Source organism: Paenarthrobacter sp. YJN-D, assembly GCF_015040335.1.
Lineage (GTDB): Bacteria > Actinomycetota > Actinomycetes > Actinomycetales > Micrococcaceae > Arthrobacter > Arthrobacter nicotinovorans.
The window spans coordinates 3775560-3802167 of sequence record NZ_CP053549.1 but is presented as its reverse complement, the minus strand read 5'-3'; the positions used below and the strand labels follow the sequence as shown (position 1 = coordinate 3802167).

The window sequence follows — 26608 nt, the reverse complement described above, 5'->3', positions numbered from 1 at the left end:
CTCACCGGGGATTCAGTCGGGGAAGCCGGCGCCGAGGGTGGAGAGCACCCCGAAGGCCTTGGTCCGTATTTCCTCGTATTCGTCGTCGGCCACGGAATCCGAGGTGATGGCGCCGCCCACGCCGAGCGTGAGGGTACGCCCCCTGCCGCCGTCGGGATTGGCCACCAAGGTGCGGATGACCACCGCGAGGTCGGTGGCGGCGTTCAGGGAGAAGTAGCCGATGGCGCCGGAGTAGATGCCGCGCGGCCCTGCTTCGAGTTGGTCGAGGATGTCCATGGTGCTGATCTTGGGCGCCCCGGTCATGGATCCTGCCGGGAACGCGGCGGCTACTGCTTCTGCCCGGGGAGCGCCTGGCCGCAGATGTGCGTCCACGGTGCTCACCATCTGGTGGACGGTCGCGTAGCTTTCGATGGCGCACAGCCTGCTCACCGTCACCGAGCCGGGGATGGCGAAGTGGCTGAGATCGTTGCGGAGCAGGTCCACGATCATGATGTTCTCGGCGCGGTCCTTCAGCGATGTCTCGAGGTCCTGCCGCAGGGCTGCGTCCGCGTCAGGGTCGGCAGACCGGCCCCGGGTGCCCTTGATCGGCTCGGCGCGCATGACGCCGTCGGACAGGATCCGCAGGAACCGCTCAGGTGAGGTGCTGGCGACCTCCAGCTCCCCGAACCGCAGGTAACTGGCGAACGGGGCCGGGTTCCGGCGTCGCAGTGCAAGGTAGCTGGTCCACGCGTCGAAGTTCCCCGCGGGTGCTTCCAGCGTGGTGGTCAGGCAGATTTCGTAGGAGTTGCCCTCGCCGATTTGGTGCTGGGAGTCGGCGATTTTGCGTTTGTAGTCGGTGGCGGAATCGCGGCTGACGAACTCGGGGACGGTTGCCGTGGGGGCGGCATCCGCGCCTGGAGAAGCGGCACCGGAAGACCCGACGACGGCGGCCCGCGCCTCGCGCAGCCACTCGTCCGCGTCGGGGGCGTCCAGGGCCAGCAGCCATACTGTCTGTTCGCGGTGGTCCAGCACCACGGCCCGGCCCGCGAAGAGGAGTGCGGCGTCCGGGGTGTCGGATCGGACATCGTTGCCGCCGGTTTCGCGCTTGAGTTCGTACCCCAGGTATCCAAGCCAGCCGAGCGTGAATTGGCCGTCGTATCCGCGGGGCGCGCGGACCGCCCGTCTGCCCCAGACCGAGTCCAGCCACCGGAAGAAGGGGCCGGATGTGGTCACAGAGGCTGACCCTGCCGTGACGGTGGTGACCCCGGAACGGTGCGATACCGTCTGGCCGAAAGTGCCGCCGTCGTCGGCCAGGATGCTGAAGCGGCTGTGGGCCGCGGCTTGGGAGCGGCCGGCCACTGCGGCCGCGTTGGACGAGTCGAGCCACACGGCGTTCCGCGACTGCCCGTAGAGGGTTTCGAAAAGGCGTGCGGCGTCCGGCGTCGCCTCCAGGCGCTCGGACCGCAACTGCAGCCCGCGCCGTGCGCTCAGTTCGGGGGAGAGGATGGCTGCCAGCGCCGGCAGGTACATGAGTGCCTGGAGAACGTGGTCCGGCGCGCTGCCGTTGGCGGGATTTTGGACGTGGATGTCGGCTTCGGCGATGACGGAGTCGTCCGAGAGCCACTCTTCTTCCTGCGCAGCCCAGGTGTCCCAGTAGGGTTCGTAGGTGCTTCCGTCGCGCGTCAGGGCTCGACGACGGCGATCGTCACCCGGCGCTTCCACCCACACCACGGCGTCCAGCATGGGACGGGCGGCGTCGGCGGCGGATCCCACGCCCTCCACGATGACGATTTCCGCGGGTAGCGTGACGTTCAGCCCGCCGTCGTAGTGCCGTTCCCAGTCCCAGCTGACCCATTCTGCGGCCGTTCCCTGGCTGAGCGGGGTGAGCACGGTGGCCACGTAACGCTCGATGCCGGTACGCAGGCCGTTCCACCCCGGATAGATGTCCTCGAGGTGGAAGAGCGAAACTTTATGGTGTTGCCGAAGCCGGGCCGCCAGCTCGACGGCCAGTGTGGTTTTGCCTGCGCCGGACCTGCCGTCAACAGCGATGATCACGGGTGCAGGGGTCATGTCATAGAGGTTACCTGCTGGTGCTCCTGGCCTGCTTCGGTGTCTCCGGAGGCGATGGCTGCTTTGACGTGTTCCACGATTCCCGGGATGGCCGATTTGATGAGCGTCCAGGTGTTGTCGAAGTCCGTGTGCCCGCCGTACCAGGGGTCCTCGATACCAAGGTCCAGGGAGCTGCGGTCGGCCACTTGGGGGTCGAAGCTTCGCAGCATGCGGACCTTTTCCAGTGAGGCGCGGTCAGGGGCGCCTTCCTGGAGCCAGCCGAAGTGGTCGACGTCCAGGGCCAGGATCAGGTCCCGCCCGGCGAACCATTCGTGCCGCCATTCCCGGGCCACGTGGTCTTCGGAGGCGATGTGCTGGGCTGTCAGGACGCGGGCGGCGCGTGGGTCGATGGGGTGGCCGACCTCGTAGCCCGTAGTGCCCGCTGAATCCACCACTACAAGCTTGCCGAGCCCTTCCGCAGTGAAGGCTTCGGCCAGCATGAGCGCTGCCATGGGCGAGCGGCAGATGTTTCCGGTGCAGACCGTGATGATGCGGTATGGGCTCGTCGTTGAGTACATGGAGCAAGCATGGTTGATGGCACCCCCTCTTGGCTAGGGGCAACTTCACAAGTGAGTCACTTTTGCTGTCAAAGCTGTCACAGGGGGAGGTTCTGCACCGCTTCGATCAGGCGGTTGCGGCTGCTGTGGCTTCGGCGGCCAGCGCTGCTGCGGCCAGGTAGACGGTGCGCACGACGGCGGCGCGTCGCCTTTGGATGCGGCCGGGGTCATTGCCGGCCATGAGTCCGTCCAAGGCCGGCAACACCGGTGCGGAATCGCAGAGGCTCACGATGGTGATGAGGAGGTCTCCCGCGTCTTCCCGGGAGATTCCGGGCAGGGCTGCGATGGTGCTGTTGACCTTCGATGCGCAGTTGGCCATGCGTTTGGGCAGGCCAACCACGTCGGACCCCCGTTCCAGGCCTTCCCAGAACAGCAAACGGGGGGCCGTTGCGTCTTCCTGGTGATGGTCGAAGAGCCGGCCCGCATAGTCCGCCATGGCTTCGGGGCCGTTGCCCTCGATGGGTACTTCGTCCATGAGGGAGCTGAGCGCCGCGACAATCACGGCGTCGAACAGCCCGTTCTTGTTCCCGAAGTACTGGTAGATCCGCTCTTTGTTGACGCCGGCCTCGGACGCGATCCTGTCGATACGGGCGCCCGCCAGTCCACGTGTGCAGAACTCGGTGGTTGCCGCTTCCAGCAGCAGTGCCTTGGTTCGTTCCGTGTCCCATGCCATAGGGTCATATTAGCAGTTTCCAACTAAGTAGTTGTAATTGTTCCAAGGTCCGGCTATTGTGATCTCAAGTCAATTGCAACTATCTGGTTGGAGAATCTGATGACGACCGAAGTCGCCGCCGAAACAACTGCCCCCGTGGCCCCGGCCGCAGCCCGCCCACAGGGGCCCTCCGTTCACATGCGGGCGCTCATTACCTGGATCGCCATATTTCCGCTTGTATCTGTAGGAATGCTGCTGCTCGGCCCGATCATGGAGCCTTGGCATCCCGTTCTGCGCGCGCTTGTGCTGACCGCATTCGTTGTCCCCACGGCCGTCTATCTCGTGGTGCCGCGCCTCATGGCCGGCCACGGAGCGCTGTCCCGCAAAGCCGTGGAGCGCGCAGCCCGCAAGTCCGCTTAACCCAAGGCAGCCCGTAAGTCCTCTTAACCCAAGGCAGCCCGTAAGTCCTCTTAACCCAAAGAGGGGACAGTGCACGCTCCAATGAAGGCTCATGAGAGCGCGTGCTGTCCCCTGGTTGGGTGCCGTGCCGCTTAGGACGCCCGTGCAGCCTCGACTTCTTCGCGGCTCGCATACGCGGCCTGCGTGCCCTTCTTCGTTGCGGCCAGGGCGGCGGCCACCGAGGCAAACGCGGCCGCGTCGGCCAGCGAATCACCTGCGGCCAGCCGGGCAGCAACAGCACCCGTGAACGCATCTCCGGCGCCCGTCGTGTCCACGGCGTCCACCCTGGTGGGGGAGATGCGCGTGATCTGGTCCTCCGCTCCACGGGCGAGCGAGTCCAAGACCACGGAGCCCTGCGCGCCCAGCGTCACGAGCACACGCTGCAGTCCACGGTCCGCGAACTGGGCCCGGACCGGCTCCCATTCCTCAGCTTCGGCGTCGGCATCGGGAATGTCGGCCTCCGAGCCGAGGAACATCGCGGCCTCGTGCGCATTCACCAACAGAACGTCGCTCAGGCCGGCCAGAACCTCGGGCACCTCAGCGTACGGTGAGAGGTTCAGCAGAACCGTGGCTCCGGCGTCGTGCCCTGCCTGCGCGGCGGCAACCACGGTATCCATTCCCACTTCCAGGCACAGGCAGACGACGGCAGCGTCGGCGAAAGCGGCAGCCTCCACGTCCGCTGGCCGCAGCGTCCCGTTGGCTCCGGCGGAGATGATGATGCTGTTCTCGCCGCGCGCGTCGACGGAAATGACCGCGACGCCGGTAGCTGCATCGGAGCGTCGGACGCGGGACACGTCCACTCCGGCGCTGGCGGTGGAGTCCAGGAGCATGGTGCCGTTGGGGTCCTCGCCCACCGCGCCGATCAGGCTGACCTTGCCGCCGAGCTTGCTGGCAGCCACCGCCTGGTTGGCGCTCTTGCCCCCGGGGTTCACCGCGAACCCGTTGCCATGGACCGTCTCGCCGGGGTTGGGGAGGCGGTCGGTGTAGATGGTGAGGTCGGCGTTGAGGGAGCCGACGACGACGATCCCCGCCTTGGGCGCGTTGCTGCCGGTGCTCATGCGGCCACCTTCCCGGCGTCGGCCACTTCTGCGTCCACCGGCTTGGGGATCAGCAGCGAAGCGGCAAACGCGGCGAACGTGATCGCGAGGCCCACCACCACAACGGTCAGGTACGACGCCTTGGCGTCATTCAGGGAGGCCGTTGCGACGAGGACGGCGGGAAGGACCAGGAAGCTCAACCCGGCACCGAGGTTGAACGCGCCGGCGTTCATGCCCGGGAGGAAGCCGGGGTTGCCCTGCGGCGAAAGGACCACGCCGAGTCCGTTCAGCATGATGTTGACGGTGCCGGCGTACATGATGCCCAGCAGGGCCGTGCCCAGGATCATCATGGGCAGGTTGTTGAGGCCGAAGAACGCAATGATGGCCAGTGCCACGAGGCTGCCGACCAGGCCGATGCGCAGGACCTTGGTGTAGCCCAGAATCGGTGCGAGGCGGCCACTGATCGGGCCGAAGATCCAACCGAGCAGCGCGTACGGCGTCAGGATGATCAGCGACATCTCAGTGGGGCCGACGCCGAAGCCCGGATCGGCAGCTTGGACGTAGGCCGGGACGATGCCGTTGATGACCGCGAAGATACCGGTCATGGTGAGGGTGGTGGTCAGCAGTGGTGCCCACGTGGAGCGCTGGCGCAGGTGCACGGTTTCCACCATGGGCTGCTTGGCGCGCTTCTCGACAGTCCAGAACGCAAAGAAGGCGACGGCGGCAATCACCGTCAGGCTGATGGCCAGGGTCAACGTGCCGGAATCGAAGGCGGTGGCCAGTTTGGAGCCTTCGTTCAGTGCCGTCAGCAGTGCGCCCACGGCGATCACGATGAAGAAGACGCCCAGCCAGTCCATGGTGGTGCCGGCGGCGGGCTTGCTCTCGCCGGCCAGGACGGCGATAAGGACCGTGGCCACCACGGCGAGGGCCACCATGAGCCAGAAGATGCTGCGGAAGCCGAAGTTCTCAGCGAAGTAGCCTCCGACAAAAGAGTCGACGCCGGCCACGCCGCCGTTGACGGCCGTGATGAGGCCCATGAGCGTGCCGTACTTGCGCGGGTTGCTGACGGCGGAGCGAAGCATGATCAGGCACAGCGGGACGGTCGGTCCGCTGACGCCCTGGATGATGCGGCCCACGAAGAGCCACGTCACGTCAGGGGCCATCGCGGCGATGACGGATCCGACGGCCATGAGAAGCATCATGCCCACCAGGATCTTCTTGCGGCCAACGATGTCGCTTAGGCGCGGAAGGAAGAGCGAGAACAGGGCGGCAGCGGTGAAGAACCAGGTCTGGGACAGGCCGATGGTGGCTTGATCCGTGTTGAGTTCGTTGCCCATGGTTACCAGGGCAGGGCTGAGCATGGAGGCGTTGAGCTGGAAGGCCACGCAGGCTGCCAGCAGGGCAACCATGAGCGCGGTGACGTTGCCGCGCGCGGACTTTGTTTCGGTGAGCGTGGACATTAGTTGGACTCTCCTGCCAGGACCGTTTCGGCAATCACGGTGGCGTCAGCGCCGCCGTCGTGCGTTGGTTCGCCGATCCGTTGGATCGCATCGGTGACCAGGTCCCAGAACTTCTTGTGGTCGAGGTCAACTGCCACCGAGGTGTGGCAGTCCTCCGGTGCGGGCGCGCGGAAGTCGGCTACGGTCATGCCGAGGGTGAGCTTGCCCTGGAGTTCGATGTCCACGGGCACCTTGCGGGTGGTCATGACGCTGGGATCGATGACGTAGGCCACGGCGCACGGATCGTGGACCGGCGGGAAGTCGAAGCCCTGGGCGTCCTTGTAGGTCTTCTTGAAGAATTCCATGAGTTCCAGGACGAACTTGGCCGGCTTGGTGCCGATGGCCGCGATGTTGTTGACCACCTCGTCCGTGGCCAGTGCCTGGTGCGTGAGGTCGAGGCCGACCATCACCACGGGCCACTTTTCGTTGAAGACGATGTGTGCGGCCTCGGGGTCGATGATGATGTTGAACTCGGCCACCGCGCTCCAGTTGCCCACGTGGTAGCCGCCGCCCATGAGGACAACTTCCTTCACGCGCTCCACGATGCGCGGTTCCTTGCGCGCGGCCATCGCGATGTTGGTGAGTCCGGCGGTGGGAACCAGGGTGACGGTGCCCGGCTCGTGCGCCATGACGGTTTCAATGATGAGGTCGACGGCGTGGCGCGGGTCGAGCTCGAGGGCGGACTCGGGCTGCTCCGGGCCGTCCATGCCGGAGTCGCCGTGGATGCTGGGGGCCGTTTCGATGGTGCGGACCAAGGGGCGGTCGCAGCCGGCGGCGAACGGAACTCCGGTGATGCCTGCGATGGTGGCTACCGAGAGGGCGTTACGGGTGACTTTCTCAAGGGTCTGGTTGCCCACCACGGTGGTCACAGCGAGCAATTCGATGTCCGGGTTGCCGTGCGCCAGCAGCATTGCCACTGCGTCGTCATGGCCGGGGTCGCAGTCAAGAATGATCTTCTTGCGTGTGTTGGGGTCCACGTTTGTCTCCACGTCATTGGGGCCTGCCGGGAACTTGCCCGGGCAGGGCGATAAGCATTCAGGGCGATTCTGGCATCCGACCGGCCAGAACGTCAAACGCTTAACGTAGAGTGCGTCAAGCGCTTGATGCCTTGGCGCAGGTCAGAGCAGCGGAACAACGCTACGATCGATGCATGGAATCCCTGGATCGGCGCAGCAGCCGTGCTCATCGCACGCCCAGGGTGACGGCTGCCATGGTGGCCGCCCGGGCCGGTGTTTCCACAGCCACGGTCTCCCTGGTGGCCAACGGCAAAACCCAGGGCCGGGTATCCGACGACAACATCTCCCGCGTCCGTACTGCGATCGCCGAACTGGGCTACGTGGTGGACAGTATCGGCAGCTCGCTGGCCCGCGGAGTCAGCTCCATCGTCATCCTGGTCACCCCTGACGTGTCCAACCCGTTCTTCGCCAACGTGATCGCCGGAGTGCGGGAATCACTGGGTGCTCAATATCAGCTGCTCCTCTCAGTGACCGACGCCGGCGAGTCGCCCCAAGCTTCCGACGTGCAGAAGTTGTTGGCCCTCCGCCCGGCAGGTTTGCTGGTGGGTGCCCCGAGCGCAAAGTTCCTGGAAGACCTTTCCGCAGCCGGTCCACTGGTGCTGCTGGACGCTCCCGGGCTGGAGTCGTACGCGCCGTCCGTGAACCTCGACGTCGCCCAAGGAGCCCGCGAGTTGGCCCGGCACCTGGCTGCATCCGGACACACCCGTGCCGCCTACGTCGACGGCATCACCGGAACCGCGACGTTCCAGCTGCGCCGTGAAGCCTTCCTGGAAGAAGCCGCTGCCTGCGGGCTGGTGGTCGACGCCGGGCATGTCATCAGTACAGCGATCGACGTCGGTGCTGCCGCCGCTGCTTTCGCCGACGCCTGGCCCGCGTGGGAGCGCGAGGGGGTGACCGCCGTCGTCTGCGGTACGGATACCCATGCCTACGGCGTACTGCAGGAAGCGCGGGTGGAGGGCGTGGCCATTCCGCAGGAGTTGGCTGTTGCGGGCTTCGATGACCTTCCATACTCGGCCACCAGCAATCCCAGCCTCACCACTGTGCACCTGCCCGCGAGACCGCTGGGCCGCAGAGCTGGGGAGCAGCTCCGCGGGCTGATGGAGGGTGTGGCTCTCAAGGAGCCGCATGTGACGCTGGAGAGCTCCCTGGTGGTGCGCGGATCTACGGCGTAGAACCGGTCTACATAGCTCCGGCCGGCTATCGCTTCAACGGGCGGAGCTGTTCCTCTGTGACAGGCAGCGAAACTGTGAAGTAGATCTGCGGAGCGGTCATGTCGCCCCAGTCGTCCTTCTTCACCCGAACTGCGGAGGGCGTGACCTCCGCGATCCGCACGCGCAGCCAGCCGCCGTCGTCGAGCCGTAATTCATGGGGGTCGGCCAGATACCGCAGGCCGAGGTCATTGAGCGTTTCCTCGGCAGTGAACCAATCCACAACGTCCGTGCGCGGGCGTCCCAGCATGTCGATGGCGACGAATCCGTCATCCACGGGCTTCATCCACCCCACATGCTCGCCGTCATCCGCACGCCGGTGCTCGATCCAGTCAGCTTCCATGCCTCCGACCGTAGCATTCGGCCATGACGTACCGGGGTTAGTGAATGACCGCCAGCAGGATGCCGACCAGCACAAACAGGCAACCGAACACGCGGTTGAGGACCTTTTGGCCCTTCTGGTCATGGGTAAAGCGTTGGAATGAACGTGCTGCCAAGGCGAAGAAGAACCACATGACAATGATGTCGATGGCGAGGACTGTTGCGGTCAGCACTACATATTGCTGTACCAGGGGCTGGTCCGGGCGGATGAACTGCGGCATGAAGGCCAGGAAGAAGACAATTGCCTTTGGGTTCAGCAGGTTGACCCAGACACCCCGCTGGAACATGGACAGTGCGGGCTCGTTCTTCTTGTCATCGACCTGCTCTTTGTCCAAGTCAGGCTTGCGCAGGAATTGGCGGATGCCAAGGTAGACCAGGTACGCGGCGCCAGCGTATCGGATGACGTTGAAGATGACCGGCGAATTGGAAACCAGGACACCCACACCGAGAGCGACGATCAGGATGTGGATGATCAACGCCACCTGTTGGCCGAGGATGCCCCAGATGGAGCGTCGGAAGCCTGAGTTCAGCGAGTTGCTCATGGTGAAGATCGCGCCGGCGCCGGGAGTGAAACTGATGAGGGTGCCGGCGCCTACCAGGGCCAGCCAAAGTGAAAACTGCACCATCTCAGCTTATGCGGGGGCGGCGGGTGGCCGGGACGCGTTGCTTCCTGACCCTGTTTAGCCGCTGCGGCCGCGGAATGCACCCGGAATAGGTTGATTTAGCGCTGCTGTGAGTTGAAAGAGGGTCGTGAAGGTACAGCCAACGCCCCCGGCAATGAGGCAGACTGATCCCGTGAGCGGAACTCCTTGGGTGCTGCACGTTGACCTCGACCAATTCATTGCGGCGGTCGAGGTATTGAGGCGGCCCGAGCTTGCCGGTAAGCCGATTATCGTGGGCGGCCGCGGAGACCCCACGGAACGGGCTGTGGTGTCCACGGCGTCCTACGAAGCAAGGGCGTTCGGCGTGGGGTCCGGCATGCCGCTGCGCATAGCAGCACGGAAAGTGCCGGACGCCATCATCCTGCCCGTCGACCAAGAGGCCTACCTCGCAGCTTCCGAAACCGTGATGGCTACCCTTCGCGAACAACCGGGCGCCACAGTCCAGGTCCTTGGCTGGGATGAAGCCTTCGTCGGCATAGAGACCGAGGACCCGGTGGCGTACGCGAAGCAGATCCAGGAAGCCGTGCTCGAAAGCACCCGGCTCCACTGCAGCGTGGGTATCGGTGACACGCTGGTCCGCGCCAAGAACGCAACTGATTTCGGCAAACCCGCCGGCATCTTCCGCCTGACGAAGGACAACTGGCTGGAGGTCATGGGGGACAAGCCCACCATTGAGCTGTGGGGCGTCGGGCCGAAGATTTCCAAGCGGCTGGCCACCCACGGGATCACCACAGTCAACGACCTGGCTGCCGCTGATCCCCAGGACCTGGTCCCGGAATTCGGCCCGAAAATGGGCCCGTGGTACGCGCAACTGGGCCGTGGCGAGGGTGCCGCGGAAGTGGACGACACCCCTTGGGTTGCCCGGGCCCAAGGCCGCGAAACCACGTTCCAACAGGACCTGACGGAACCTGGCCAGATCGAGGACGCCCTCAAGGAACTGACGGCCCGGGTCCTGGAGGACGTCGCCGCCGAAGGCCGCCCCGTGGTTGGGCTGACGCTCAAGGTCAGGTACAAGCCGTTCTTCACCAAGACCTATGCCAGGAAAATTCCCGAGACCTACGACCGCGACGAAGTCCTGGCCCAGGCCCTCGGCCTCACCGCCAAGATCGAGCCCGACCGCCCCATCCGATTACTCGGATTGCGGGCAGAAATGGCCATGCCCGAGGAAGCCCGGAAGGGCCACACGCCAACGCGCAGTGGTTGGTAACGCCCGACGCCGCACGTTGGACCGTCGTCGGGTAACGCCCGACGCCGGCCTGCCGCCTACCAGCGCGGGTGAATCGCTTCGCGGAAGTAGCGGTCGTAGATATCCCGAACCCCATCGCCGAGACCCGCACCGACAACCTTCATCTCTCCGGCTTCCGCGTTGGCAGCAGCCTGCTGGGCGGAGCGGGCTCCCGGAATCACTGACGTGACGCCGTCCTGGGCTACGACCCACGCGAGGGCCGCTTGGGGGGTGGTGACGCCGTCGGGAACCAGTGCGCTGAACTCCTGCGCGGCCTTGACGCCGGTGGCGAAGTCGACGCCGGAGAACGTTTCGCCGACATCGAACGAGGACCCGTCCCGGTTGTAGTTCCGGTGGTCGTTGGCGGGGAACTCCGTTTCGGGCGTGTACTTTCCGGAGAGCAGGCCGGAGGCGAGCGGTACGCGGGCGATGATGCCGACGCCGGCTTCCTTGGCTGCGGGCAGGACCTCGTCGAGGGGCTTCAGGCGGAACGCGTTGAAGATGATCTGCACGGAGGCAGTGTTTCCGCGTTTGATGGCTTCGAGGGCCTCGTCCGTCCGCTCCACGCTGACGCCGTAGTTGCGGATGGCACCCTCACTGACCAAGGTATCCAGGGCGTCGTACACTTCATCGTTGCTGTAAACAGAGGTGGGCGGGCAGTGCAACTGGACGAGGTCCAGGGTGTCCTGCTGCAGGTTGTGGCGCGAACGGTCGGTCCATTCGCGGAAGTTCTTGAGGGTGTAGTTTTCGGGGACCTGATCCACCCTGCGCCCCATTTTGGTGGCTACGGTGACATTCAGTTCCGCGTGGGCACTGAGGAAGCGTCCAATGAACTGCTCGCTGCGCCCATCGCCGTAGACGTCCGCCGTGTCGAAGAACGTGACGCCATGCTCCACTGAGGCCTCCAGCACGGCCAAGGCGTCCGCTTCAGTGACGGAACCCCAGTCGGCTCCGAGTTGCCATGTTCCCAGCCCGACGGTTGAAACGGATCGGCCGGTCCTGCCAAGTATGCGCTGTTCCATGGTTCCGACTATATGGGGTCAGGGCCCGGTGGAGTCCAGCTTTGCGGCTTTGCCCAGCAGGTATCGCCGCTCCTGGAGGCTGCGGGTTTTCCTTGCTGCGTCCAGGAACGCTGCGCGGGCCTCGGGAAAGGAGCCCGCCATCTCGTGCAGATGGGCCCTGACCGCGTCCAGGCGGTGTGACCGACCGAGTGCATCGTCCAAGCCGGCGAGCAACTCCAAACCGGCGGCCGGCCCGTTCACCATCGCCATCGCTACCGCACGGTTCAGCGTCACGACGGGGCTGGGAGCCACGGCCTCCAGGACCGTGTAGAGGGCCAGGATCTGAGGCCAGTCGGTTTGGTCATGGGAGGACGCTTCGGAGTGCACAGCAGCAATCGCCGCCTGCAGTTGGTACGGTCCGGCGGCGCGCCGTCCCAGCACTGAAGACAACAACGCAATGCCCTCATCGATGTGCCCGCGGTTCCACAGGCTCCGGTCCTGCTCAGCCAGCGGAACTGGTGTTCCATCGGCCAGGGCACGTGCCGCGCGACGGGAATCGGTCAGCAGCATGAGCGCCAGCAGCCCGGTCGCCTCAGGCTCCGACGGCACAGCGGCCACCAGCAACCTGGTCAGCCGGATGGCCTCCGTGGTGAGGTCCTCGCGCTGCAGCGACGAACCCGAACTCGCTGCGTAGCCTTCGTTGAAGATCAAGTACAGGACGTGAAGTACGACGCCGAGCCTCGCCTTCTGCTCGGCAGGCGGCGGCATGCTGAACGTGGCTCCCGCCTTTTGGATCCCTTGTTTCGCACGGCTGATGCGTTGTCCCATGGTCGGCTCGGGGACCAGGAAAGCCGAGGCGATTTCCGCCGTCGTGAGTCCTCCAACTGCCCGCAGGGTAAGGGCGAGTTGCGACGGTGCCGATAAGGCGGGGTGGCAGCAAAGGAACATGAGGGTAAGGGTGTCGTCTGCTTCCGGAGCTGACTGGTAGGAGTGATCGGCGTCCATGGCCGACACACGTTCTTCGCGGGCACGCCGGGCGCTTTCGCTCCGCCACATATCCACAAGCCTTCGGTTTGCGACGGCCGTCAGCCAGGCCTTCGGATCACGTGGCATGTCATGGGGCCACTGAAGTGCGGCCTCCAGCAGGGCTTCCTGGACGGCGTCTTCGCATGCATCGAACTGGCCGTTCTTGCGTGCCAGCACGCCGAGGACCTGCGGCGCGAGGGTGCGCAGCAGGTCCTCGATGTGCATGTCCCGTTCAGAGTCCAGCTAGACCTCCGGTGGTCCGTCCGGGATGGCACGAAGCTCCACGACCTGCGCGTATTTCACAATGCTTGAGCAGATCTCCACGGCGCGTTCCTCGCTGGCAACATCCACCACCCAGTAGCCCACCAAGGACTCCTTGGCCTCGGCGTAGGGTCCGTCGGTGGTGATCACGCCATCCGGGGTTTGTTTGACGAGCTTGGCGGTGCTGCCGTCGGCCAGGCCCGCGTTGAAGACGAGTTCGCCGGATTCGGTCAGGTCCTTGTCGATCTGGATCATGAAGCCGATCATTTCCCGGATCCATTCCGGATCGGCGGTCTCCATCATGCCCTCGGCCGATCCGAACATCATGATCATGTATTTCATCTCAAACTCCTTTGACGTGGCGCCCTGTGTGGGCGCTTCACCCATGGGTCGGAACAGCGGCGGACTTTTCTACATGGTTCCCAAAACTTTCTAGGCCCGGGCGATGACCTCTCCGTTGGGAATGAGGAAAAAGCCGTCTTCGGTAGCGCCCCAGCGGTGCCATCCGGCTGCGATCCGGGCGAGGTCGGCCTCGTTTGCGAAGCCGTACTCCAAGGCCTGCTCGGCAAAAGCGGAGTGCAGTACCCGTTCACTCCACACCCGGGATTGCCAGGCGCGCTGTTGGGCCGTGGCGTAGAGCCAGTTGCTGCTGGTGGGCGCCACCTGTGTGAAACCTGCCTGCTGCGCCCACGAGACCAGGCGTCGGCCGGCGTCGGGTTCTGCTCCGTTGCGGCGCGCGATCTTCTGGTAGAGCTCCATCCAGTGATCAAGTTCAGGGACTTCCGGGTACCAGCTCATGCCATGGAAATCGGCGTCCCGCACGGCAACGATAGCGCCGGGCTTGGCCACCCGGCGCATCTCGCGCAGCGCGGCGACGGGGTCGGTGAGGTGCTGGAGGACCTGGTGGGCGTGGACGAGGTCGAAGGATTCGTCTTCGAAGTCGAGATCATAGATGTTGCCCGTCTGGAAGGTCACGTTGTCCACGCCGCGCTCGGCGGCGAGTGCGGTTGCCTGAGCCACAATATCGGCAGACCGGTCCAGGCCTATTACTTGTCCGGGCGCAACCAGCCCCGCGAAATCGCACGTTATGCTGCCAGGTCCGCAGCCGACGTCGAGGACTGATATCCCGGTGGTGAGATGCGGGATGACAAACGCGGCCGAATTTTCGACCGTCCGTGAGGCGTGGGCCCGGACAACCGACTCGTGGTGTCCGTGGGTATAGACATCTTCAGGCTGCTGCGCGTTCATAGGGAAACGCTACAACCACGCATGCCGGTTTTGGTGGAACGGCCTGAACTGCCGCTACTTCGGTTCCGGGTGCGTTGCCTGTTGGCGGGCTTCGACGGTTGCCTCCACCATGTCGGTCATGAAGCGCTGGACCAGCTCCAGTTCTTCGGTGCTGTACGCGGCCATCGCCTTGCCCATCCGGATGGCGAGCGGCATGAACATTGCGCTGCCGTCGCGGTACGCCTTGGGTGTCATGTGGAGCTGGACTTGGCGGCGGTCTGTTCCCAGGCGTTCACGGACAACGTGCCCGGAGGCGTGCAGGCGATCAATCAAGGCGGTGGTGGCGGGGGAGCTGAGCCGGAGTTCGGCACGGAGCACGCCGGGTGTAACCACCTTGCCGGCCGCGGAGTGGCGCATGATGACGGCCAGCGCATTCATGTCGGTCCGGTGCATGTCGTTCTGCCCGCCGGCTGCGTCCACGTAATGGTTGGCCTCCAGAGTGAAGTCCTGGAGGATCCGCACAAGTTCTTGGGGCGCGGCGGATTGAGGAAAGTCCGCTCCTTGGAATGCGTCGGGGCGCGGGACTGATGAGTCCGACATGTCCGCCCTCCTGCCAGCGTCGTCTCGTGTTTGCTGCCTTCCGGATATTACTCCCCGCAGTCCCCGAATCCGGCATTCCTTCCCTTGAGGCCTTGGAATAATTCCATCATAGAGATAATCTATGGTGGAATAAAGGCCCGCACTGGCATCCCCACAGAAGAAGGACTCATGAACCCGAAGAAAGTACCGTTCTGGCTACGCTGGCTGGTGCCCGTGGTGCTGGTCATCACCTGGCTGGGCATTGCAGGAGTCGGCGGCCCTACCTTCGGGCGTTTGGACGAGGTCTCATCGAACGACCAGGCTTCCTTCCTCCCGGCCGGGGCCGAAGCTACCGAAGCCGGCGACTGGCAGGCCAAGTTCCGCGACTCCGAAGAGATCCCCGCGGTGGTCATCCTCGAAAACGATGCAGCGTTCACCCCGGCCCAACTGGGCGAAGCAGCCAAACTGAAAACCGACATCGAGGCACTCAAGCTGGGGAGCGCCGTCGTCGGGCCTATTCCGTCCGAAGACGGAAAAGCCGTCCAGTACATCGTTCCGATCGCTTCCACCGATGAAATACGGGACGTGGTCAAAGAACTGCGCGACGTCGTGCAGCCGGGCGCCCCGGATGGCATGAAGGCCTTCGTTACAGGCCCCGCGGGATTGACCGCTGACCTGGTCAACGCATTCGGCGGCATTGACGGCATCCTGCTGTTGGTCGCTTTGGGCGCCGTGTTCGTGATCCTGCTTCTGGTCTATCGCTCGGTGGTGCTCCCGCTGGCGGTACTCTTCACCTCGGTGTTCGCCCTGTGCGCCGCAATACTGCTGGTCTTCGCCATGGCCAAGATGGGCTGGATCCAGCTCAACGGGCAAAGCCAGGGCATCCTGTCCATCCTGGTGATCGGCGCGGCCACCGACTACGCGCTGCTGTTCGTGGCCCGCTTCCGTGAGGCCCTGACCCACACCAGCAACCGGACGCAGGCAGTCCTGACAGCTTGGAAGGCGGCCTTCGAGCCGATCCTCGCATCGGGTGCCACAGTGATCATCGCCCTGCTCTGCCTGCTCTTCTCAGACCTGAATTCCAACAAGGCACTCGGTCCCGTAGCGGCGGCAGGCATTCTCTGCTCATTGTTCGCCGCGCTCACGCTCCTGCCCGCCTTGATGGCGCTGCTGGGCCGCGCTGCCTTCTGGCCCTTCCGCCCCAAGCTCCTGCCCGACGACGAACGCGAACCTGAGATTGTCACCGGACTTGAGGGGCAAAAGGGTTTGTGGCGCGCCACGGGCCGTCTGGTTTCACGACGTCCCCGCGTTGTCTGGGTGGCGTCGGTGTTGCTGCTCCTGGTCGCTGCCACAGGTGTGTTGCAGCTGAAGGCAAACGGTGTGCCGCAGACGGATGTCATTTTGGCCAAGTCCGACGCCGTCGACGGCCAGGAAGCTTTGGCGCGCCATTTCGACGCCGGCAGCGGCAGCCCCGCCGTCGTCGTCGCCTCGCAAGGTTCCGCGCAGCAGGTCCTGGACAAGGTCAAAGCAGCCAACGGAGTTGGTGACGCCTACCTTTTGGCCGAAGGAAACGTCCCCATTACCGGAGCGCCGGGAACTCCTTCCGATCCCGCCGTCCGCGACGGCCGGGTCCTCATCAACGCCACCCTGGACTCAGCGGCGGACTCCATCGAAGCCGAAAACGCCGTGAAGGAATTGCGGTCATCAGTACGCGAGGTTGACTCCGGGGCATTGGTGGGCGGGGTGACAGCCACAGCGCTGGACACCAACACCACTGCCCAGCGCGACCTCGTGGTCATCATTCCGATCGTCCTGGTGGTCATCCTCTTCATCCTGATGCTCCTCCTGCGCTCCGTGGTAGCACCTGTGCTGCTGGTGCTCTCCGTAGTGCTTTCCTACGGTGCCGCGATGGGTGTCTCGGCATGGGTGTTCAACGGGTTCTTCGGATTCTCCGGAGCCGATGCCACCGTGCCGCTGTTCGGCTTCGTGTTCCTTGTTGCCTTGGGTGTGGACTACAACATCTTCCTGATGAGCCGGGTCCGCGAAGAGTCGTTGAAGCACGGAACCCGCCCAGGCATCCTCCGCGGCTTGGGCGTTACTGGCGGGGTCATCACTTCCGCCGGTGTGGTTCTGGCAGCTACGTTCGCGGCATTGGGCGTCATCCCCATCATGTTCCTGGTGCAGCTGGCATTCATCGTGGCCTTCGGCGTGCTGCTGGATACCGTGCTGGTCCGCTCGCTGCTGGTCCCCGCGCTCGCCTATGACATCGGCAGCAGGATCTGGTGGCCGGGCAAGCTGGCCCGTGAATCTTCGGCACCTTCGGCCGGGACCCGTGAAGAGGAAGAAGCGCCGGTGGGGAGGTAGTTACACCTGCCGCGACCGGCGCTCAATCAGGACGGTGTCACGCCACTGACCGGCGCGGGGACCTCCAGGCATGCGGGCGATGCGCTCCCGGCGTCCGACAACGACGAAGCCTTCGGCTGTGTGGAGCCGAAGGCTGGCTTCGTTCTCGGGGAACACGCTGGCTTGGATGGTCCAGATGCCGGCACTCTCCGTGGAGGCGATCAGTGCCCGGAGGAGGTTCTTCCCAATGCCCGAGCCCCTGGCTTCCCGGGCAACGTAGATGGAATGCTCCACGACGCCGGCGTAAGCGGCCCGGGACGACACCGCCGAAACCGCGGCCCAGCCCAGCACCACGCCGTCCACGTCAGCAACCAGCCGGTGTTCCTTCAAACGCGAAGCATCGAATTGCTCCCATTCCGGAGCGTTGGCTTCGAAGGTTGCGTGCCCGGACTCGATTCCGGCTGTGAAGATCTCCCTCACTCCAGGCCAATCCTGTCCCGTCATCGGACGTATAACTAGCCGTGCGCCGTCGCTGGAGTGTGCGCCGGCGGTGACCGGGAAAGTCACAGGCTTTCCAGGAGGCTGCTGGTCCGTTCCATTGCGCCGGGGACCATGGAGTAATAAGCCCAGGTGCCGCGCTTCTCGCGGTGGAGGAGGCCCGCATCCACGAGGATTCTAAGGTGGTGGGACACTGTGGGCTGGCCGAGGCTCAGGGGCCCGGTGAGGTCGCAAACGCAGGCTTCGCCTCCTTCCGAACCCTTGACGATGGACAAAAGGCGCAGGCGGTTGGGGTCCGCAAGGGCTTTGAATACCGATGCCCGGAGCTGAGCCTCGTATTCGTCGATGGAAGACGGCCCCGACGGTTCGCAGCACTCTTCCGCTTCTACTTGTGTCAACTCAAGAACAGGCCCGGACTTCATACACCCATGGTGCCATACATTGACAAGCATCGATATAGCCGGACATACTCAATATCGAAGTTCATCAATGTTCTGCCCCGTCGATAGCGGGCATCGAGATCAGGAGCCACGTGAGCACCCCGACGAAAACCGCAGCCCGTGAGGTGAACCATGGCGCCGCCGTCGTGGGAAAGCTTTCGGCCGTTGACCGTTTCCTCCCCCTCTGGATCATCGCCGCCATGGTCCTGGGTTTGCTTCTGGGCGGTCTCATTCCGGGGCTGAATACTGCCCTGGAGGGCGTGAAGATCGGCGAAGTCTCGTTGCCTATCGCCCTGGGCCTGCTGGTGATGATGTACCCGGTTCTCGCCAAAGTCCGCTACGACCAGGCACACCGGGTGCTGGCCGACCGCAAGTTGATTGTCACCTCGCTGGTGATCAACTGGGTTCTGGCCCCTGCCTTCATGTTTGCGCTGGCGTGGTTGTTCATCCCCGATCTGCCGGAATACCGGACGGGCTTGATCATTGTGGGTTTGGCACGCTGCATCGCCATGGTGATGATCTGGAACGACCTCGCGTGCGGAGACCGTGAATCCGCGGCCGTTCTTGTCTTCATCAACTCAGTCTTCCAAGTGGTCGCATTCGGGGGCCTTGGCTGGTTCTACCTCCAGTGGCTGCCCTCCCTCCTTGGTCTTCCCACCACCGCTGCCGATTTCTCCTTCTGGGCCATCACGCTCTCAGTTCTCGTCTTCCTTGGTATCCCGCTGCTCGCCGGCTTCCTCACCCGGGTCATTGGCGAGAAGGCCAAAGGACGCATCTGGTACGAGGACGTCCTCTTGCCCAGGATTGGTCCGTGGGCGCTCTACGGCCTCCTTTTCACCATCACACTTCTGTTCGCGCTCCAGGGCGGCACCATCATGTCCCGGCCGATGGATGTTCTCCGCATTGCTTTGCCGTTGCTGGTCTACTTCCTGGTGGTGTTCGGCGCCGGGATGCTGACAGGCCGCCTGCTGAATCTCGGCTACGCCAAAACCACCACCCTCGCTTTCACGGCCGCCGGCAACAACTTCGAACTCGCCATCGCCGTAGCGATCGGAACCTTTGGCGTAACCTCGGGCCAAGCCCTCGCCGGCGTCGTCGGGCCCTTGATTGAAGTACCCGTCCTTGTTGCACTTGTGTATGTAGCCCTCTGGGCGCGCGAGCGCTATTTTCCTTCCACCACCATCGCTGCCTGACCTTCGAGGAAACCATGACCACCGAAAACGCCAAGAAGCCTTCAGTCCTGTTCGTCTGCGTCCATAACGCGGGACGCTCCCAGATGGCCGCAGCATTCCTCACGACGCTCTCCGACGGAGCCATCGAAGTCCGCTCCGCCGGTTCGCAGCCCGCGGACAAAGTCAACCCTGCTGCCGTCGAAGCCATGTCTGAACTTGGCATCGATATGTCCGCCGAGATACCAAAGGTCCTCACCACGGAGGCGGTCAAGGAGTCCGACGTCGTCATCACCATGGGATGCGGCGACGAGTGCCCGTATTTTCCAGGCAAGCGCTACGAGGACTGGGTTTTGGACGACCCCGCAGGCCAAGGCCTGGACGCAGTCCGCCCGATCCGCGACGAAATCAAGACACGTATCGAGGACCTGATTGCCTCATTGATCCCTGCAGCCAAGTAAACCCCGAGAAACAGGAGAGACACCCGTGAGCAACGAACAATTGATCATCATCGGGTCCGGCCCCGCGGGGTACACGGCCGCCATTTATGCCGCCCGGGCAGGCCTGAACCCCCTGGTCCTGGCAGGTTCAGTCACGGCCGGCGGCGCCCTGATGAACACCACCGAAGTGGAGAACTTCCCCGGTTTCCCGGCAGGCATCCAAGGTCCCGAGCTCATGGACGGTCTCCAGGAACAGGCCGAAAGGTTCGGCGCCCGCATAGTGTTCGACGACGTCACGGAAGTTGAACTCAGAGGTCACCTCAAGCGGGTGGTCACCGGGGCGGGTGAGACCCACGAGGCTCCGGCCGTCATCCTCGCCACCGGTTCCGCGTACAAGGAGCTGGGCCTCCCGGAGGAGAAGAAGCTCAGCGGGCACGGTGTGTCCTGGTGTGCCACCTGTGACGGCTTCTTCTTCCGCGAACAGGACATCATCGTGGTTGGTGGCGGGGACTCTGCCATGGAGGAGGCCACGTTCCTCACACGCTTCGGCAAGTCCGTGACAGTGGTGGTCCGGAAGGGTGAGTTGCGGGCATCCCGTATCATGGCCCAGCGCGCCAAGGACAATCCGAAAATCACGTTCGCCTGGAACTCGGCCATCACCAAGATCCACGGCGACAGCAAAGTAACTGGCGTGACCCTCACGGACACCCGTACCGGCGAAACCCGGGAGCAGGGGGCTACAGGCATCTTCGTTGCCATTGGCCACCTGCCACGCACGGAGCTCGTCGCGGGCCAGGTGGACCTCGACGACGAGGGTTACATCAAGGTGGAGTCGCCCACCACGCTGACCAACTTGTCGGGTGTCTTCGCATGCGGCGACGCGGTGGATCACCGCTATCGGCAAGCCATCACAGCGGCCGGCACGGGCTGCGCGGCTGCCTTGGACGCCGAACGGTACCTGGCCGCCCTGGATGATGCGGACAGCATCGCAACAGCACTGGTCGAAGAGCCAACCCACTTCTGAGCAATACCAATGGAGGTATGAGTCACTCATGGTTGAAAACCTTCCCGTCGCCGTAATCGGTGCGGGTCCCGTCGGATTGGCTGCAGCAGCCCACCTGCTCGAGCGCGGCCTGGACCCGCTGATCTTCGAAGCCGGAGCAAGGGCAGGTGCGGCCATTGAACAATGGCGCCACATCCGGTTGTTCTCGCCATGGCGATTCAACCTCGACGCCGCGGCCGTCCGCCTGCTTGAACCCACGGGTTGGGAGTCACCGCGGCTGACTGCGCTTCCCTACGGCGGCGAACTCATCGACAACTACCTTGCCCCGTTGTCCGCCATCCCGGCGATCGCTTCCCGGCTCCGGACGGGAGCCCGGGTTCTCGCCGTCACCCGTAGCGGCCTGGACAAGACCCAAGGGCGCAACCGCGACACGACCCCCTTTGTTGTGCGCGTTCTAGATACCGCGGGGGAGGTACGCGACTACGCCGTTTCGGCGGTCATCGATGCCTCAGGCACATGGTCAAGGCGTAACCCGCTGGGGATGTCGGGCCTGCCTGCCATCGGTGAGGACCGCGCCTCTGACAGGATCTCATCATCCCTTCCCGACGTCTCAGGGCGGGACCGGCATACCTTCGCTGGACGCCGGGTCCTGGTGGTCGGTGCGGGGCACTCCGCGGCGAATACTTTGATCAACCTTGCGGAACTGGCCAAGGAAGAACCGGGGACACGTATTCTTTGGGCTGTCCGGGGAGCCTCGGCAGAGAAAGCCTACGGTGGCGGAGATGCCGATGGACTGCCCGCGCGCGGACAACTAGGCTCCCGTCTTCGCCGCTTGGTCGACGCCGGAACGATAGAACTCCACACGGGCTTTGGTATCAGCTCGCTGACCGATGCCGAGCACGGCGTGACCGTAAAGTCCGGCGACGGACGCGACTTGGTGGCAGACGTCGTCGTGCCTTGTACTGGATTCCGCCCGGACCTGGATATGCTCCGTGAGCTGCGCCTGGACCTGGACCCGGCTGTTGAGGCGCCTACCGAACTGGGGCCGCTCATCGATCCCGAGTTCCATTCCTGCGGCACTGTTCCGCCGCACGGCGCCAAGGTTCTTTCGCACCCGGAGAAGGACTTCTACATTGTGGGAATGAAGTCCTACGGCCGTGCTCCCACATTCCTGTTGGCTACCGGCTACGAGCAGGTCCGCTCGGTGGCGGCGGCGCTGGCAGGGGATCGAGTGGCGGCTGACGCCGTGCACTTGGAACTACCGGAAACCGGCGTGTGTTCGTCCGATGCCGGCACCAGTTGTGACGTTCCTGCTGTTGCCGCTGCGTCTGCGGAGGATGATTCCAACGGTTGCTGCTCCGCTCCGGAGCCGGTGCTCATCGGCATTCCGACCGGGCTGGCCCACGGTCGTTCCGGAGCCTAGCCGCTGCGGCTATCAACCGGTTCAGGCGCTGACCGTGTTCCGTTCCCTGTAGGCATCTGCTGCGTAGACGCCGAGGACGCGCACTTCCGTGGTGAAGAACTCCAATTCCTCCAGCGCACGGCGCAGGCGGGCGTCCTCGGGGTGGCCTTCGACGTCGGACAGGAACATGGTTGCCGCGAACTCGTCGCCCACCATATAGCTCTCCAAACGGGTCATGTTGAGGCCGTTGGTCGCGAATCCACCCAGTGCCTTGTAGAGGGCTGAGGGAACGTTGCGGACCCGGAAGACGAAGCTGGTGATTGCGGGACCGGGGAGTTCTTCCTTGGTGGGAAGTTCGCGTTCCCGGGCCAGGACAACAAAGCGGGTGGTGTTGCTTGGGTTGTCTTCGACGCCGGAGGCAAGCACGTCCAGTCCGTACAGTTTGGCGGCAAGCGGCGGAGCCAGCGACAGTTTGCGCGGATCATTCCACTCGCTGACTTCGCGGGCTGATCCCGCTGTGTCCCCGGCAATGACAGGCTTGAGCCCGGCTTCGCGGATAATCCTGCGGCATTGACCCAGCGCATGGATGTGGCTGTGGACCTCGGTGGCGTCCTCAATGGTGCTGCCTGGGATTCCCATCAGGTCAAAGTGGATCGGCAGGAAGTACTCGCCGACGATCTGGAGTTTCGACTGGGGGAGCAGCACGTGGATGTCGGCCACTCGTCCAGCGATGGAGTTCTCGATGGGGATCATGGCCAGATCGACGTCTCCATTGGAGACCAGTTCAAACGCGTCCTCAAAGCTGGCGCATGGGACGCTTTCAAGCTCGGGGAACATTTCCTTACATGCGAGATCCGAATTGGCTCCGGGCTCGCCTTGGTACGCAATCTTTTGGGCCATGCTGCTCATGGTTGCACGGTGAGCGTCCGGCGACCCAACCGCGTCCAACCTGTGACTGGACAGCGGGGGCGAGGAACAGCTTTCGTGGCCTGTAGGGTTCGACAGGTGAACTTCCACGCCTTTGAGCGCTTCGTAGCCCGGCAGCCGGTTCCTGATGATTCCAGCGGCATTGTCCACGCGGAAGAGCAGAACAGCGACTATGAATCCGGAGTTGCGTTGATCGCCGGACAGCAGTGGCGCATACGGACTGCGCGGATCACGCCGACGAAACCGGGTGCTTTTGTGGCGGTGTGGAAGCGGGACGTCAGTGGTTCAACCCGCCCGTTCACCGCGGCGGAGTCGTTGTCGGGCCTGCTCGTCTTCGTGGAGGACGGTGAGCGTTTCGGAGTATTCCGGTTCACCCCTGAACAGTTGATCTCACTGGGCTATGTCAGTTCCGGCCCGAGTCAGGGCAAACGCGGCTTCCGGGTCTATCCACCGTGGTGCACTGAACTGAATCCCCAGGCGCTGCGCACCCAGCGCGGGCAGGCCGCTGCGTTCGTCGAGCTACCGTCGACATGCGCAGCGGGGCCTGCCCCGGCCGGTGGAGTCAGCCGTTGATGATCTGGGGCACTCCCAGGGCCTTGAGGCCTTCGGCGCCGAATTCCAGGCCGTAGCCGGACTGCTTCGCACCACCGAACGGGATTCGTGGGTCTACGGCGCCGTGCTTGTTGATCCACACGGTGCCGGCCTGGATCCGTGAGGCGACTTCCCGGGCGGCACCCAAGTCGGATGACCAGACGGAGGCGCCCAGTCCGACGTCGAGCGCGTTCGCCTTGGCGACGGCCTCGTCAACGGTGCTGTACTTGATGATCGGCAGCGCGGGTCCGAACTGTTCTTCAGCCACCAGCGGGTTGTCGTTATCGATGTCCGCCACCAGGGTGGTCGGGTAGAAGTTGCCGGGCTGGTCGGCGTCGGGGTTGCCGCCGATCAACACGCGCGCACCGGAATCGCGGGCGGCTTCAACGAGGCGGGCCACGATGTCGTACTGCTGCCGGTTCTGCAGCGGGCCCAGGACGTTGTTCTCATCCAGGCCGTTGCCCATAGGCATGGCAGCAGCAACAGCTGCAAGCTCTGAGCAGACGGCTTCGTACTGGGACTCGTGCACGTACAGGCGCTTCAGGGCGGCGCAGGTCTGGCCGGTGTTGATGAACGCCCCCCAGAACAGCCCTTCAGCGATGGCCTTGGGGTCGGAGTCCGGCAGCACGATACCGGCGTCGTTGCCGCCGAGTTCCAGCGTGAGCCGCTTGACGGTATCGGCCGAGGAACGGATGATCGCCTTGCCCGTGGCGGTGGAGCCGGTGAACATGACCTTGCCGATGGCGTCGTGCGAGGCCAGCGCTTCGCCGACGTCGCGGCCGCCGGAGACCACGGACAGCAGTCCTTCAGGCAGTTCCTGATTGATGATGGACGCCAGCGCCAGCACGGACAGCGGAGTGTATTCGGAGGGCTTGACCACCACGGCATTGCCCATGCGCAGGGCCGGGGCGATCTGCCACACGGTGATCATCATGGGCCAGTTCCACGGGCCAATGGCACCCACGACGCCGATGGGACGGTAGTGCAGCTCGGCGCGGGTCTCGCCGTCGTCCACTACTGTCTCGGGATCCAGCGGCGTCGCGGCCGTGGCGCGCAGCCACGCGGCGCAGGCACCGACTTCGAAGCGGGCGTTCGGGCCGTTGAGCGGCTTGCCTTGCTCGCGGGAGAGCAGCTGGGCGAGTTCTTCAGCGGAACGCTCGACGGCGTCGGCTGCCTTCATGAGCGCAGCTGACCTGGCGTCGTGGCCCAAGGCAGCCCATGCAGGTTGGGCGGCAGCGGCGGCATCAACCGCATGCTGGAGGTCCTCGACGGTGTGAACGGGCGCATCGCCGACAGCCTCGCCCGTCGCAGGGTCGAAAATGGTGCGGCGGTCTTGGCCGGGGGCCGGGGTAATCGAGGCCAGCAGGGCGTCGTAAGTCTCCATTGGTACTCCGCTCGGGTAGTAAGTCTTGGCGGCCAGTGAGGCACGCGGCGATGTTTCCAGTGTGGTTGGCATCACGCGACGCGGCCTTGTCTTTGCACGAACAGCCCTTGACGGGAAGTGAACGCTTTGCCCGTGCTGCCGAGTGGCTGATAATCGTGCTTGTGACTCTTGCTTCCCTCGCAGCCTTCGCCGGTCTCTGCCTGGTCCTGTCCGTAACGCCCGGCCCGGACACCTTCCTTGTCCTGCGCATCGCATTGAACAGGCCCAGCGCAGGCATTGCCGCAGCGGCTGGATCCGCCATGGGCGCGATTGCCTGGGCTGCCTTGGTGGGCGTGGGTTTGGCCGCCATCCTGGAGCAGTCGGCGGAACTGTTCCGCTGGGTCAAGATCGCCGGCGGCTTGTACTTGCTGTACCTGGGGGTGTCGTCGTTCATCAAGTCGCGGAAGGCCGCCAAATCAGCTGCCGCCGGGGAGGGTGCCAACGAGCCACTCCCGTACAGCCGGCTCTCGGCGTTGGGTGCCGGAGCCCTGTCCACGCTCCTCAACCCCAAGGTTGGCCTCTTCTACCTGGCCGTGGTCCCGCAGTTCATCCCGCACGGCGGCGACACCATGGGTACCTCGCTCATTCTGGGAGTGGTGGTGGCCGTCATCGCCTTCGCGTATCTCTCGATGATCGCCGTGGTGGCATTCAAAGCGATGCGGTGGCTCAAACGGCCCAAGGTGAGCACCGTCGTCGAGCGTGTCAGCAGCGGCGTGATCGCCGGGCTGGGAGTCGGCGTGGTGGCGTCGGGCGCCACGAGCTAGCGGCGCCGCCTGCTGCCTACGCGGCAAGCAGCGCCAGGTAATTGTCCAACTGCCCCTCAAGGTCCTGCGAGAAGTGTTCGTCCGGCGATAACGCGGCCACGATCTGCGCGCCCAGCATCATGTTGAGCAGGTGATCGGCGACGGCGGCGTCCCCGATGGGGGTGGCGATCTCTCCGGCCGCCCGGGCTGCTGCGCAGTGGGCCGTGATGGTGGTGTGCCACTGGCTCATGGACTCGCTGTGGAGGGCGGCCATGTCGGCGTCGTTGAGTGCCTTCTGCCAAAACGGGATCACGATGCGGGCTTCGTTGACGCGTTCCTCGTCCAGGGGCAGGACTTCGGCGCAGAATGCGCGGAGGGCCGCCACCCCTGAGAGTCCGTCGGTCATGGTGGCGATGCGCTGGTTGGTGCGGTTGAAAACGTGTCCGAAAGCGGATGTCAGCAGCAGGTCCTTGGTGGGGAAGTAGGGCTTGAGGGCGCCGTTGGCGAAGCCTGCTTCCTCTGCTATTTCCCGCATGGTGGCGCCTTCCATGCCGAGCCTTGCGATGATCCGCCATGTTGCATCCACCAGTTCGAGGCGTCGTTGATCGTGGTCCACAATCTTTGGCACTGGCTGGGCTCCCGGAAAAATAATTGGCGGAAAGGTCTTGTGACCCATCTTACGTTTTGGTTATTCTCTACACCTATAGAAAATAAATCCCGACCCATCATAGGTCCCGGACAAGAGGCAGCC

The 26608-nt window shown here is 64.3% G+C and carries 28 protein-coding genes; 10 read left to right on the top strand and 18 right to left on the bottom strand.

From position 1 onward, the window contains the following. Positions 1–12 precede the first annotated feature (12 nt). From pabB to HMI60_RS17615, 3 genes are all read right to left on the bottom strand, one after another. Positions 13–2049 (bottom strand): aminodeoxychorismate synthase component I, encoded by a 2037-nt coding sequence (pabB, locus tag HMI60_RS17625; RefSeq protein ID WP_193590108.1) that lies wholly within the window; start codon positions 2047–2049, stop codon positions 13–15. Then, on the bottom strand, positions 2046–2606 hold the full coding sequence (locus HMI60_RS17620; RefSeq protein WP_026267233.1) for a low molecular weight protein-tyrosine-phosphatase: 561 nt from the start codon (positions 2604–2606) through the stop codon (positions 2046–2048). Before HMI60_RS17620 ends, pabB begins: the two co-directional genes overlap by 4 nt. A gap of 106 nt (positions 2607–2712) precedes the next feature. After that, on the bottom strand, positions 2713–3318 hold the full coding sequence (locus tag HMI60_RS17615) for a TetR/AcrR family transcriptional regulator (RefSeq protein ID WP_039243075.1): 606 nt from the start codon (positions 3316–3318) through the stop codon (positions 2713–2715). A 99-nt stretch (positions 3319–3417) separates the two neighbouring features. Here HMI60_RS17615 and HMI60_RS17610 point away from each other — a divergent pair, with 99 nt between their 5' ends. Further along, entirely contained in the window at positions 3418–3717 is a 300-nt protein-coding gene (locus tag HMI60_RS17610; protein WP_018778211.1) for a hypothetical protein, read from the top strand. A 131-nt stretch (positions 3718–3848) separates the two neighbouring features. On the opposite strand, the gene HMI60_RS17605 is transcribed toward HMI60_RS17610, so the two are convergent. Genes HMI60_RS17605 through HMI60_RS17595 form a run of 3 tightly spaced genes read right to left on the bottom strand, consistent with a single transcriptional unit; the run spans position 3849 to position 7269 of the window. Beyond that, the gene (locus HMI60_RS17605) at positions 3849–4814 is read right to left on the bottom strand and encodes a ribokinase (RefSeq protein WP_193590107.1); all 966 of its coding nucleotides are present in this window, start codon (positions 4812–4814) and stop codon (positions 3849–3851) included. Then, complete coding sequence (locus HMI60_RS17600) at positions 4811–6253, bottom strand: MFS transporter (RefSeq protein ID WP_039243073.1); 1443 nt, start codon at positions 6251–6253, stop codon at positions 4811–4813. Before HMI60_RS17600 ends, HMI60_RS17605 begins: the two co-directional genes overlap by 4 nt. Next, positions 6253–7269 (bottom strand): nucleoside hydrolase, encoded by a 1017-nt coding sequence (locus tag HMI60_RS17595; protein WP_227453584.1) that lies wholly within the window; start codon positions 7267–7269, stop codon positions 6253–6255. Before HMI60_RS17595 ends, HMI60_RS17600 begins: the two co-directional genes overlap by 1 nt. 173 nt (positions 7270–7442) lie before the next feature. Between HMI60_RS17595 and HMI60_RS17590 the strand changes: the two genes are divergently transcribed. Beyond that, on the top strand, positions 7443–8480 hold the full coding sequence (locus HMI60_RS17590) for a LacI family DNA-binding transcriptional regulator (protein WP_193590105.1): 1038 nt from the start codon (positions 7443–7445) through the stop codon (positions 8478–8480). 25 nt (positions 8481–8505) lie between these two features. Here HMI60_RS17590 and HMI60_RS17585 read toward each other — a convergent pair whose 3' ends face one another. Together HMI60_RS17585 and HMI60_RS17580 are read right to left on the bottom strand one after the other, a co-directional pair. Continuing rightward, positions 8506–8859, bottom strand: coding sequence for a hypothetical protein (locus tag HMI60_RS17585; RefSeq protein ID WP_055972799.1), 354 nt, complete (start codon positions 8857–8859; stop codon positions 8506–8508). Between the two features lie 37 nt (positions 8860–8896). Further along, positions 8897–9523, bottom strand: a complete 627-nt coding sequence (locus HMI60_RS17580; protein ID WP_018778217.1) for a LysE family transporter — start codon at positions 9521–9523, stop codon at positions 8897–8899. A 151-nt stretch (positions 9524–9674) separates the two neighbouring features. Between HMI60_RS17580 and HMI60_RS17575 the strand changes: the two genes are divergently transcribed. After that, positions 9675–10766, top strand: a complete 1092-nt coding sequence (locus tag HMI60_RS17575; RefSeq protein ID WP_193591214.1) for a DNA polymerase IV — start codon at positions 9675–9677, stop codon at positions 10764–10766. Positions 10767–10822: 56 nt separating this feature from the next. Here HMI60_RS17575 and HMI60_RS17570 read toward each other — a convergent pair whose 3' ends face one another. The 5 genes from HMI60_RS17570 to HMI60_RS17550 all read right to left on the bottom strand — a co-directional run bounded on the left by HMI60_RS17570 (position 10823) and on the right by HMI60_RS17550 (position 14899). Beyond that, a complete protein-coding gene (locus tag HMI60_RS17570; RefSeq protein WP_193590104.1) occupies positions 10823–11806 on the bottom strand; it encodes an aldo/keto reductase in 984 nt (327 codons plus the stop codon). Between the two features lie 18 nt (positions 11807–11824). Further along, positions 11825–13036: an RNA polymerase sigma factor gene (locus HMI60_RS17565; protein ID WP_193590103.1), complete on the bottom strand. Its 1212-nt coding sequence runs from the start codon at positions 13034–13036 to the stop codon at positions 11825–11827. Positions 13037–13054: 18 nt separating this feature from the next. Next, a complete protein-coding gene (locus tag HMI60_RS17560) occupies positions 13055–13414 on the bottom strand; it encodes a YciI family protein (RefSeq protein WP_018778223.1) in 360 nt (119 codons plus the stop codon). A gap of 90 nt (positions 13415–13504) precedes the next feature. Next, positions 13505–14320, bottom strand: a complete 816-nt coding sequence (locus tag HMI60_RS17555; RefSeq protein ID WP_018778224.1) for a methyltransferase domain-containing protein — start codon at positions 14318–14320, stop codon at positions 13505–13507. Between the two features lie 54 nt (positions 14321–14374). Beyond that, a complete protein-coding gene (locus tag HMI60_RS17550; protein ID WP_079581904.1) occupies positions 14375–14899 on the bottom strand; it encodes a MarR family winged helix-turn-helix transcriptional regulator in 525 nt (174 codons plus the stop codon). A 168-nt stretch (positions 14900–15067) separates the two neighbouring features. Here HMI60_RS17550 and HMI60_RS17545 point away from each other — a divergent pair, with 168 nt between their 5' ends. After that, positions 15068–17242 (top strand): efflux RND transporter permease subunit, encoded by a 2175-nt coding sequence (locus tag HMI60_RS17545; RefSeq protein ID WP_193590102.1) that lies wholly within the window; start codon positions 15068–15070, stop codon positions 17240–17242. On the opposite strand, the gene HMI60_RS17540 is transcribed toward HMI60_RS17545, so the two are convergent. Together HMI60_RS17540 and HMI60_RS17535 are read right to left on the bottom strand one after the other, a co-directional pair. Beyond that, on the bottom strand, positions 17243–17788 hold the full coding sequence (locus tag HMI60_RS17540; protein ID WP_193590101.1) for a GNAT family N-acetyltransferase: 546 nt from the start codon (positions 17786–17788) through the stop codon (positions 17243–17245). Then, positions 17785–18141, bottom strand: coding sequence for a metalloregulator ArsR/SmtB family transcription factor (locus tag HMI60_RS17535; RefSeq protein WP_018778228.1), 357 nt, complete (start codon positions 18139–18141; stop codon positions 17785–17787). Before HMI60_RS17535 ends, HMI60_RS17540 begins: the two co-directional genes overlap by 4 nt. Before the next feature lie 110 nt (positions 18142–18251). Here HMI60_RS17535 and arsB point away from each other — a divergent pair, with 110 nt between their 5' ends. Genes arsB through HMI60_RS17515 form a run of 4 tightly spaced genes read left to right on the top strand, consistent with a single transcriptional unit; the run spans position 18252 to position 22194 of the window. After that, entirely contained in the window at positions 18252–19352 is a 1101-nt protein-coding gene (gene arsB, locus HMI60_RS17530; protein ID WP_193590100.1) for an ACR3 family arsenite efflux transporter, read from the top strand. Between the two features lie 14 nt (positions 19353–19366). Continuing rightward, positions 19367–19789 (top strand): arsenate reductase ArsC, encoded by a 423-nt coding sequence (locus tag HMI60_RS17525; protein ID WP_018778230.1) that lies wholly within the window; start codon positions 19367–19369, stop codon positions 19787–19789. A 25-nt stretch (positions 19790–19814) separates the two neighbouring features. Next, positions 19815–20792, top strand: coding sequence for a thioredoxin-disulfide reductase (trxB, locus tag HMI60_RS17520; RefSeq protein ID WP_193590099.1), 978 nt, complete (start codon positions 19815–19817; stop codon positions 20790–20792). 28 nt (positions 20793–20820) lie between these two features. Beyond that, entirely contained in the window at positions 20821–22194 is a 1374-nt protein-coding gene (locus HMI60_RS17515) for an NAD(P)-binding domain-containing protein (RefSeq protein ID WP_193590098.1), read from the top strand. 21 nt (positions 22195–22215) lie between these two features. Here the strand turns inward: HMI60_RS17515 and HMI60_RS17510 are convergent, their stop codons facing one another. Then, positions 22216–23073, bottom strand: coding sequence for a prephenate dehydratase (locus HMI60_RS17510; RefSeq protein ID WP_018778233.1), 858 nt, complete (start codon positions 23071–23073; stop codon positions 22216–22218). Between the two features lie 105 nt (positions 23074–23178). On the opposite strand from HMI60_RS17510, the gene HMI60_RS17505 reads away from it, so the two are divergent. Then, positions 23179–23673, top strand: a complete 495-nt coding sequence (locus HMI60_RS17505; protein ID WP_039243058.1) for a MepB family protein — start codon at positions 23179–23181, stop codon at positions 23671–23673. On the opposite strand, the gene HMI60_RS17500 is transcribed toward HMI60_RS17505, so the two are convergent. After that, complete coding sequence (locus HMI60_RS17500) at positions 23663–25075, bottom strand: aldehyde dehydrogenase family protein (protein WP_018778235.1); 1413 nt, start codon at positions 25073–25075, stop codon at positions 23663–23665. The genes HMI60_RS17505 and HMI60_RS17500 overlap by 11 nt on opposite strands. 161 nt (positions 25076–25236) lie before the next feature. Between HMI60_RS17500 and HMI60_RS17495 the strand changes: the two genes are divergently transcribed. Next, positions 25237–25878 carry a LysE family translocator gene (locus HMI60_RS17495; RefSeq protein WP_189076277.1) on the top strand — a complete coding sequence of 214 codons (642 nt, stop codon included), beginning with the start codon at positions 25237–25239 and terminating at the stop codon, positions 25876–25878. Between the two features lie 16 nt (positions 25879–25894). On the opposite strand, the gene HMI60_RS17490 is transcribed toward HMI60_RS17495, so the two are convergent. Further along, positions 25895–26485, bottom strand: coding sequence for a TetR/AcrR family transcriptional regulator (locus tag HMI60_RS17490; protein ID WP_026267241.1), 591 nt, complete (start codon positions 26483–26485; stop codon positions 25895–25897). Positions 26486–26608 lie beyond the last annotated feature (123 nt).

Coding starts and splice junctions, on each gene's coding strand:
- pabB (WP_193590108.1), bottom strand. CDS start 2,049: ATGACCCCTGCACCCGTGATCATCGCTGTTGACGGCAGGTCCGGCGCA.
- HMI60_RS17620 (WP_026267233.1), bottom strand. CDS start 2,606: ATGTACTCAACGACGAGCCCATACCGCATCATCACGGTCTGCACCGGA.
- HMI60_RS17615 (WP_039243075.1), bottom strand. CDS start 3,318: ATGGCATGGGACACGGAACGAACCAAGGCACTGCTGCTGGAAGCGGCA.
- HMI60_RS17610 (WP_018778211.1), top strand. CDS start 3,418: ATGACGACCGAAGTCGCCGCCGAAACAACTGCCCCCGTGGCCCCGGCC.
- HMI60_RS17605 (WP_193590107.1), bottom strand. CDS start 4,814: ATGAGCACCGGCAGCAACGCGCCCAAGGCGGGGATCGTCGTCGTCGGC.
- HMI60_RS17600 (WP_039243073.1), bottom strand. CDS start 6,253: ATGTCCACGCTCACCGAAACAAAGTCCGCGCGCGGCAACGTCACCGCG.
- HMI60_RS17590 (WP_193590105.1), top strand. CDS start 7,443: ATGGAATCCCTGGATCGGCGCAGCAGCCGTGCTCATCGCACGCCCAGG.
- HMI60_RS17585 (WP_055972799.1), bottom strand. CDS start 8,859: ATGGAAGCTGACTGGATCGAGCACCGGCGTGCGGATGACGGCGAGCAT.
- HMI60_RS17580 (WP_018778217.1), bottom strand. CDS start 9,523: ATGGTGCAGTTTTCACTTTGGCTGGCCCTGGTAGGCGCCGGCACCCTC.
- HMI60_RS17575 (WP_193591214.1), top strand. CDS start 9,675: ATGAGGCAGACTGATCCCGTGAGCGGAACTCCTTGGGTGCTGCACGTT.
- HMI60_RS17570 (WP_193590104.1), bottom strand. CDS start 11,806: ATGGAACAGCGCATACTTGGCAGGACCGGCCGATCCGTTTCAACCGTC.
- HMI60_RS17565 (WP_193590103.1), bottom strand. CDS start 13,036: ATGCACATCGAGGACCTGCTGCGCACCCTCGCGCCGCAGGTCCTCGGC.
- HMI60_RS17560 (WP_018778223.1), bottom strand. CDS start 13,414: ATGAAATACATGATCATGATGTTCGGATCGGCCGAGGGCATGATGGAG.
- HMI60_RS17555 (WP_018778224.1), bottom strand. CDS start 14,320: ATGAACGCGCAGCAGCCTGAAGATGTCTATACCCACGGACACCACGAG.
- HMI60_RS17550 (WP_079581904.1), bottom strand. CDS start 14,899: ATGTCGGACTCATCAGTCCCGCGCCCCGACGCATTCCAAGGAGCGGAC.
- HMI60_RS17545 (WP_193590102.1), top strand. CDS start 15,068: ATGAACCCGAAGAAAGTACCGTTCTGGCTACGCTGGCTGGTGCCCGTG.
- HMI60_RS17535 (WP_018778228.1), bottom strand. CDS start 18,141: ATGAAGTCCGGGCCTGTTCTTGAGTTGACACAAGTAGAAGCGGAAGAG.
- HMI60_RS17525 (WP_018778230.1), top strand. CDS start 19,367: ATGACCACCGAAAACGCCAAGAAGCCTTCAGTCCTGTTCGTCTGCGTC.
- HMI60_RS17515 (WP_193590098.1), top strand. CDS start 20,821: ATGGTTGAAAACCTTCCCGTCGCCGTAATCGGTGCGGGTCCCGTCGGA.
- HMI60_RS17510 (WP_018778233.1), bottom strand. CDS start 23,073: ATGGCCCAAAAGATTGCGTACCAAGGCGAGCCCGGAGCCAATTCGGAT.
- HMI60_RS17500 (WP_018778235.1), bottom strand. CDS start 25,075: ATGGAGACTTACGACGCCCTGCTGGCCTCGATTACCCCGGCCCCCGGC.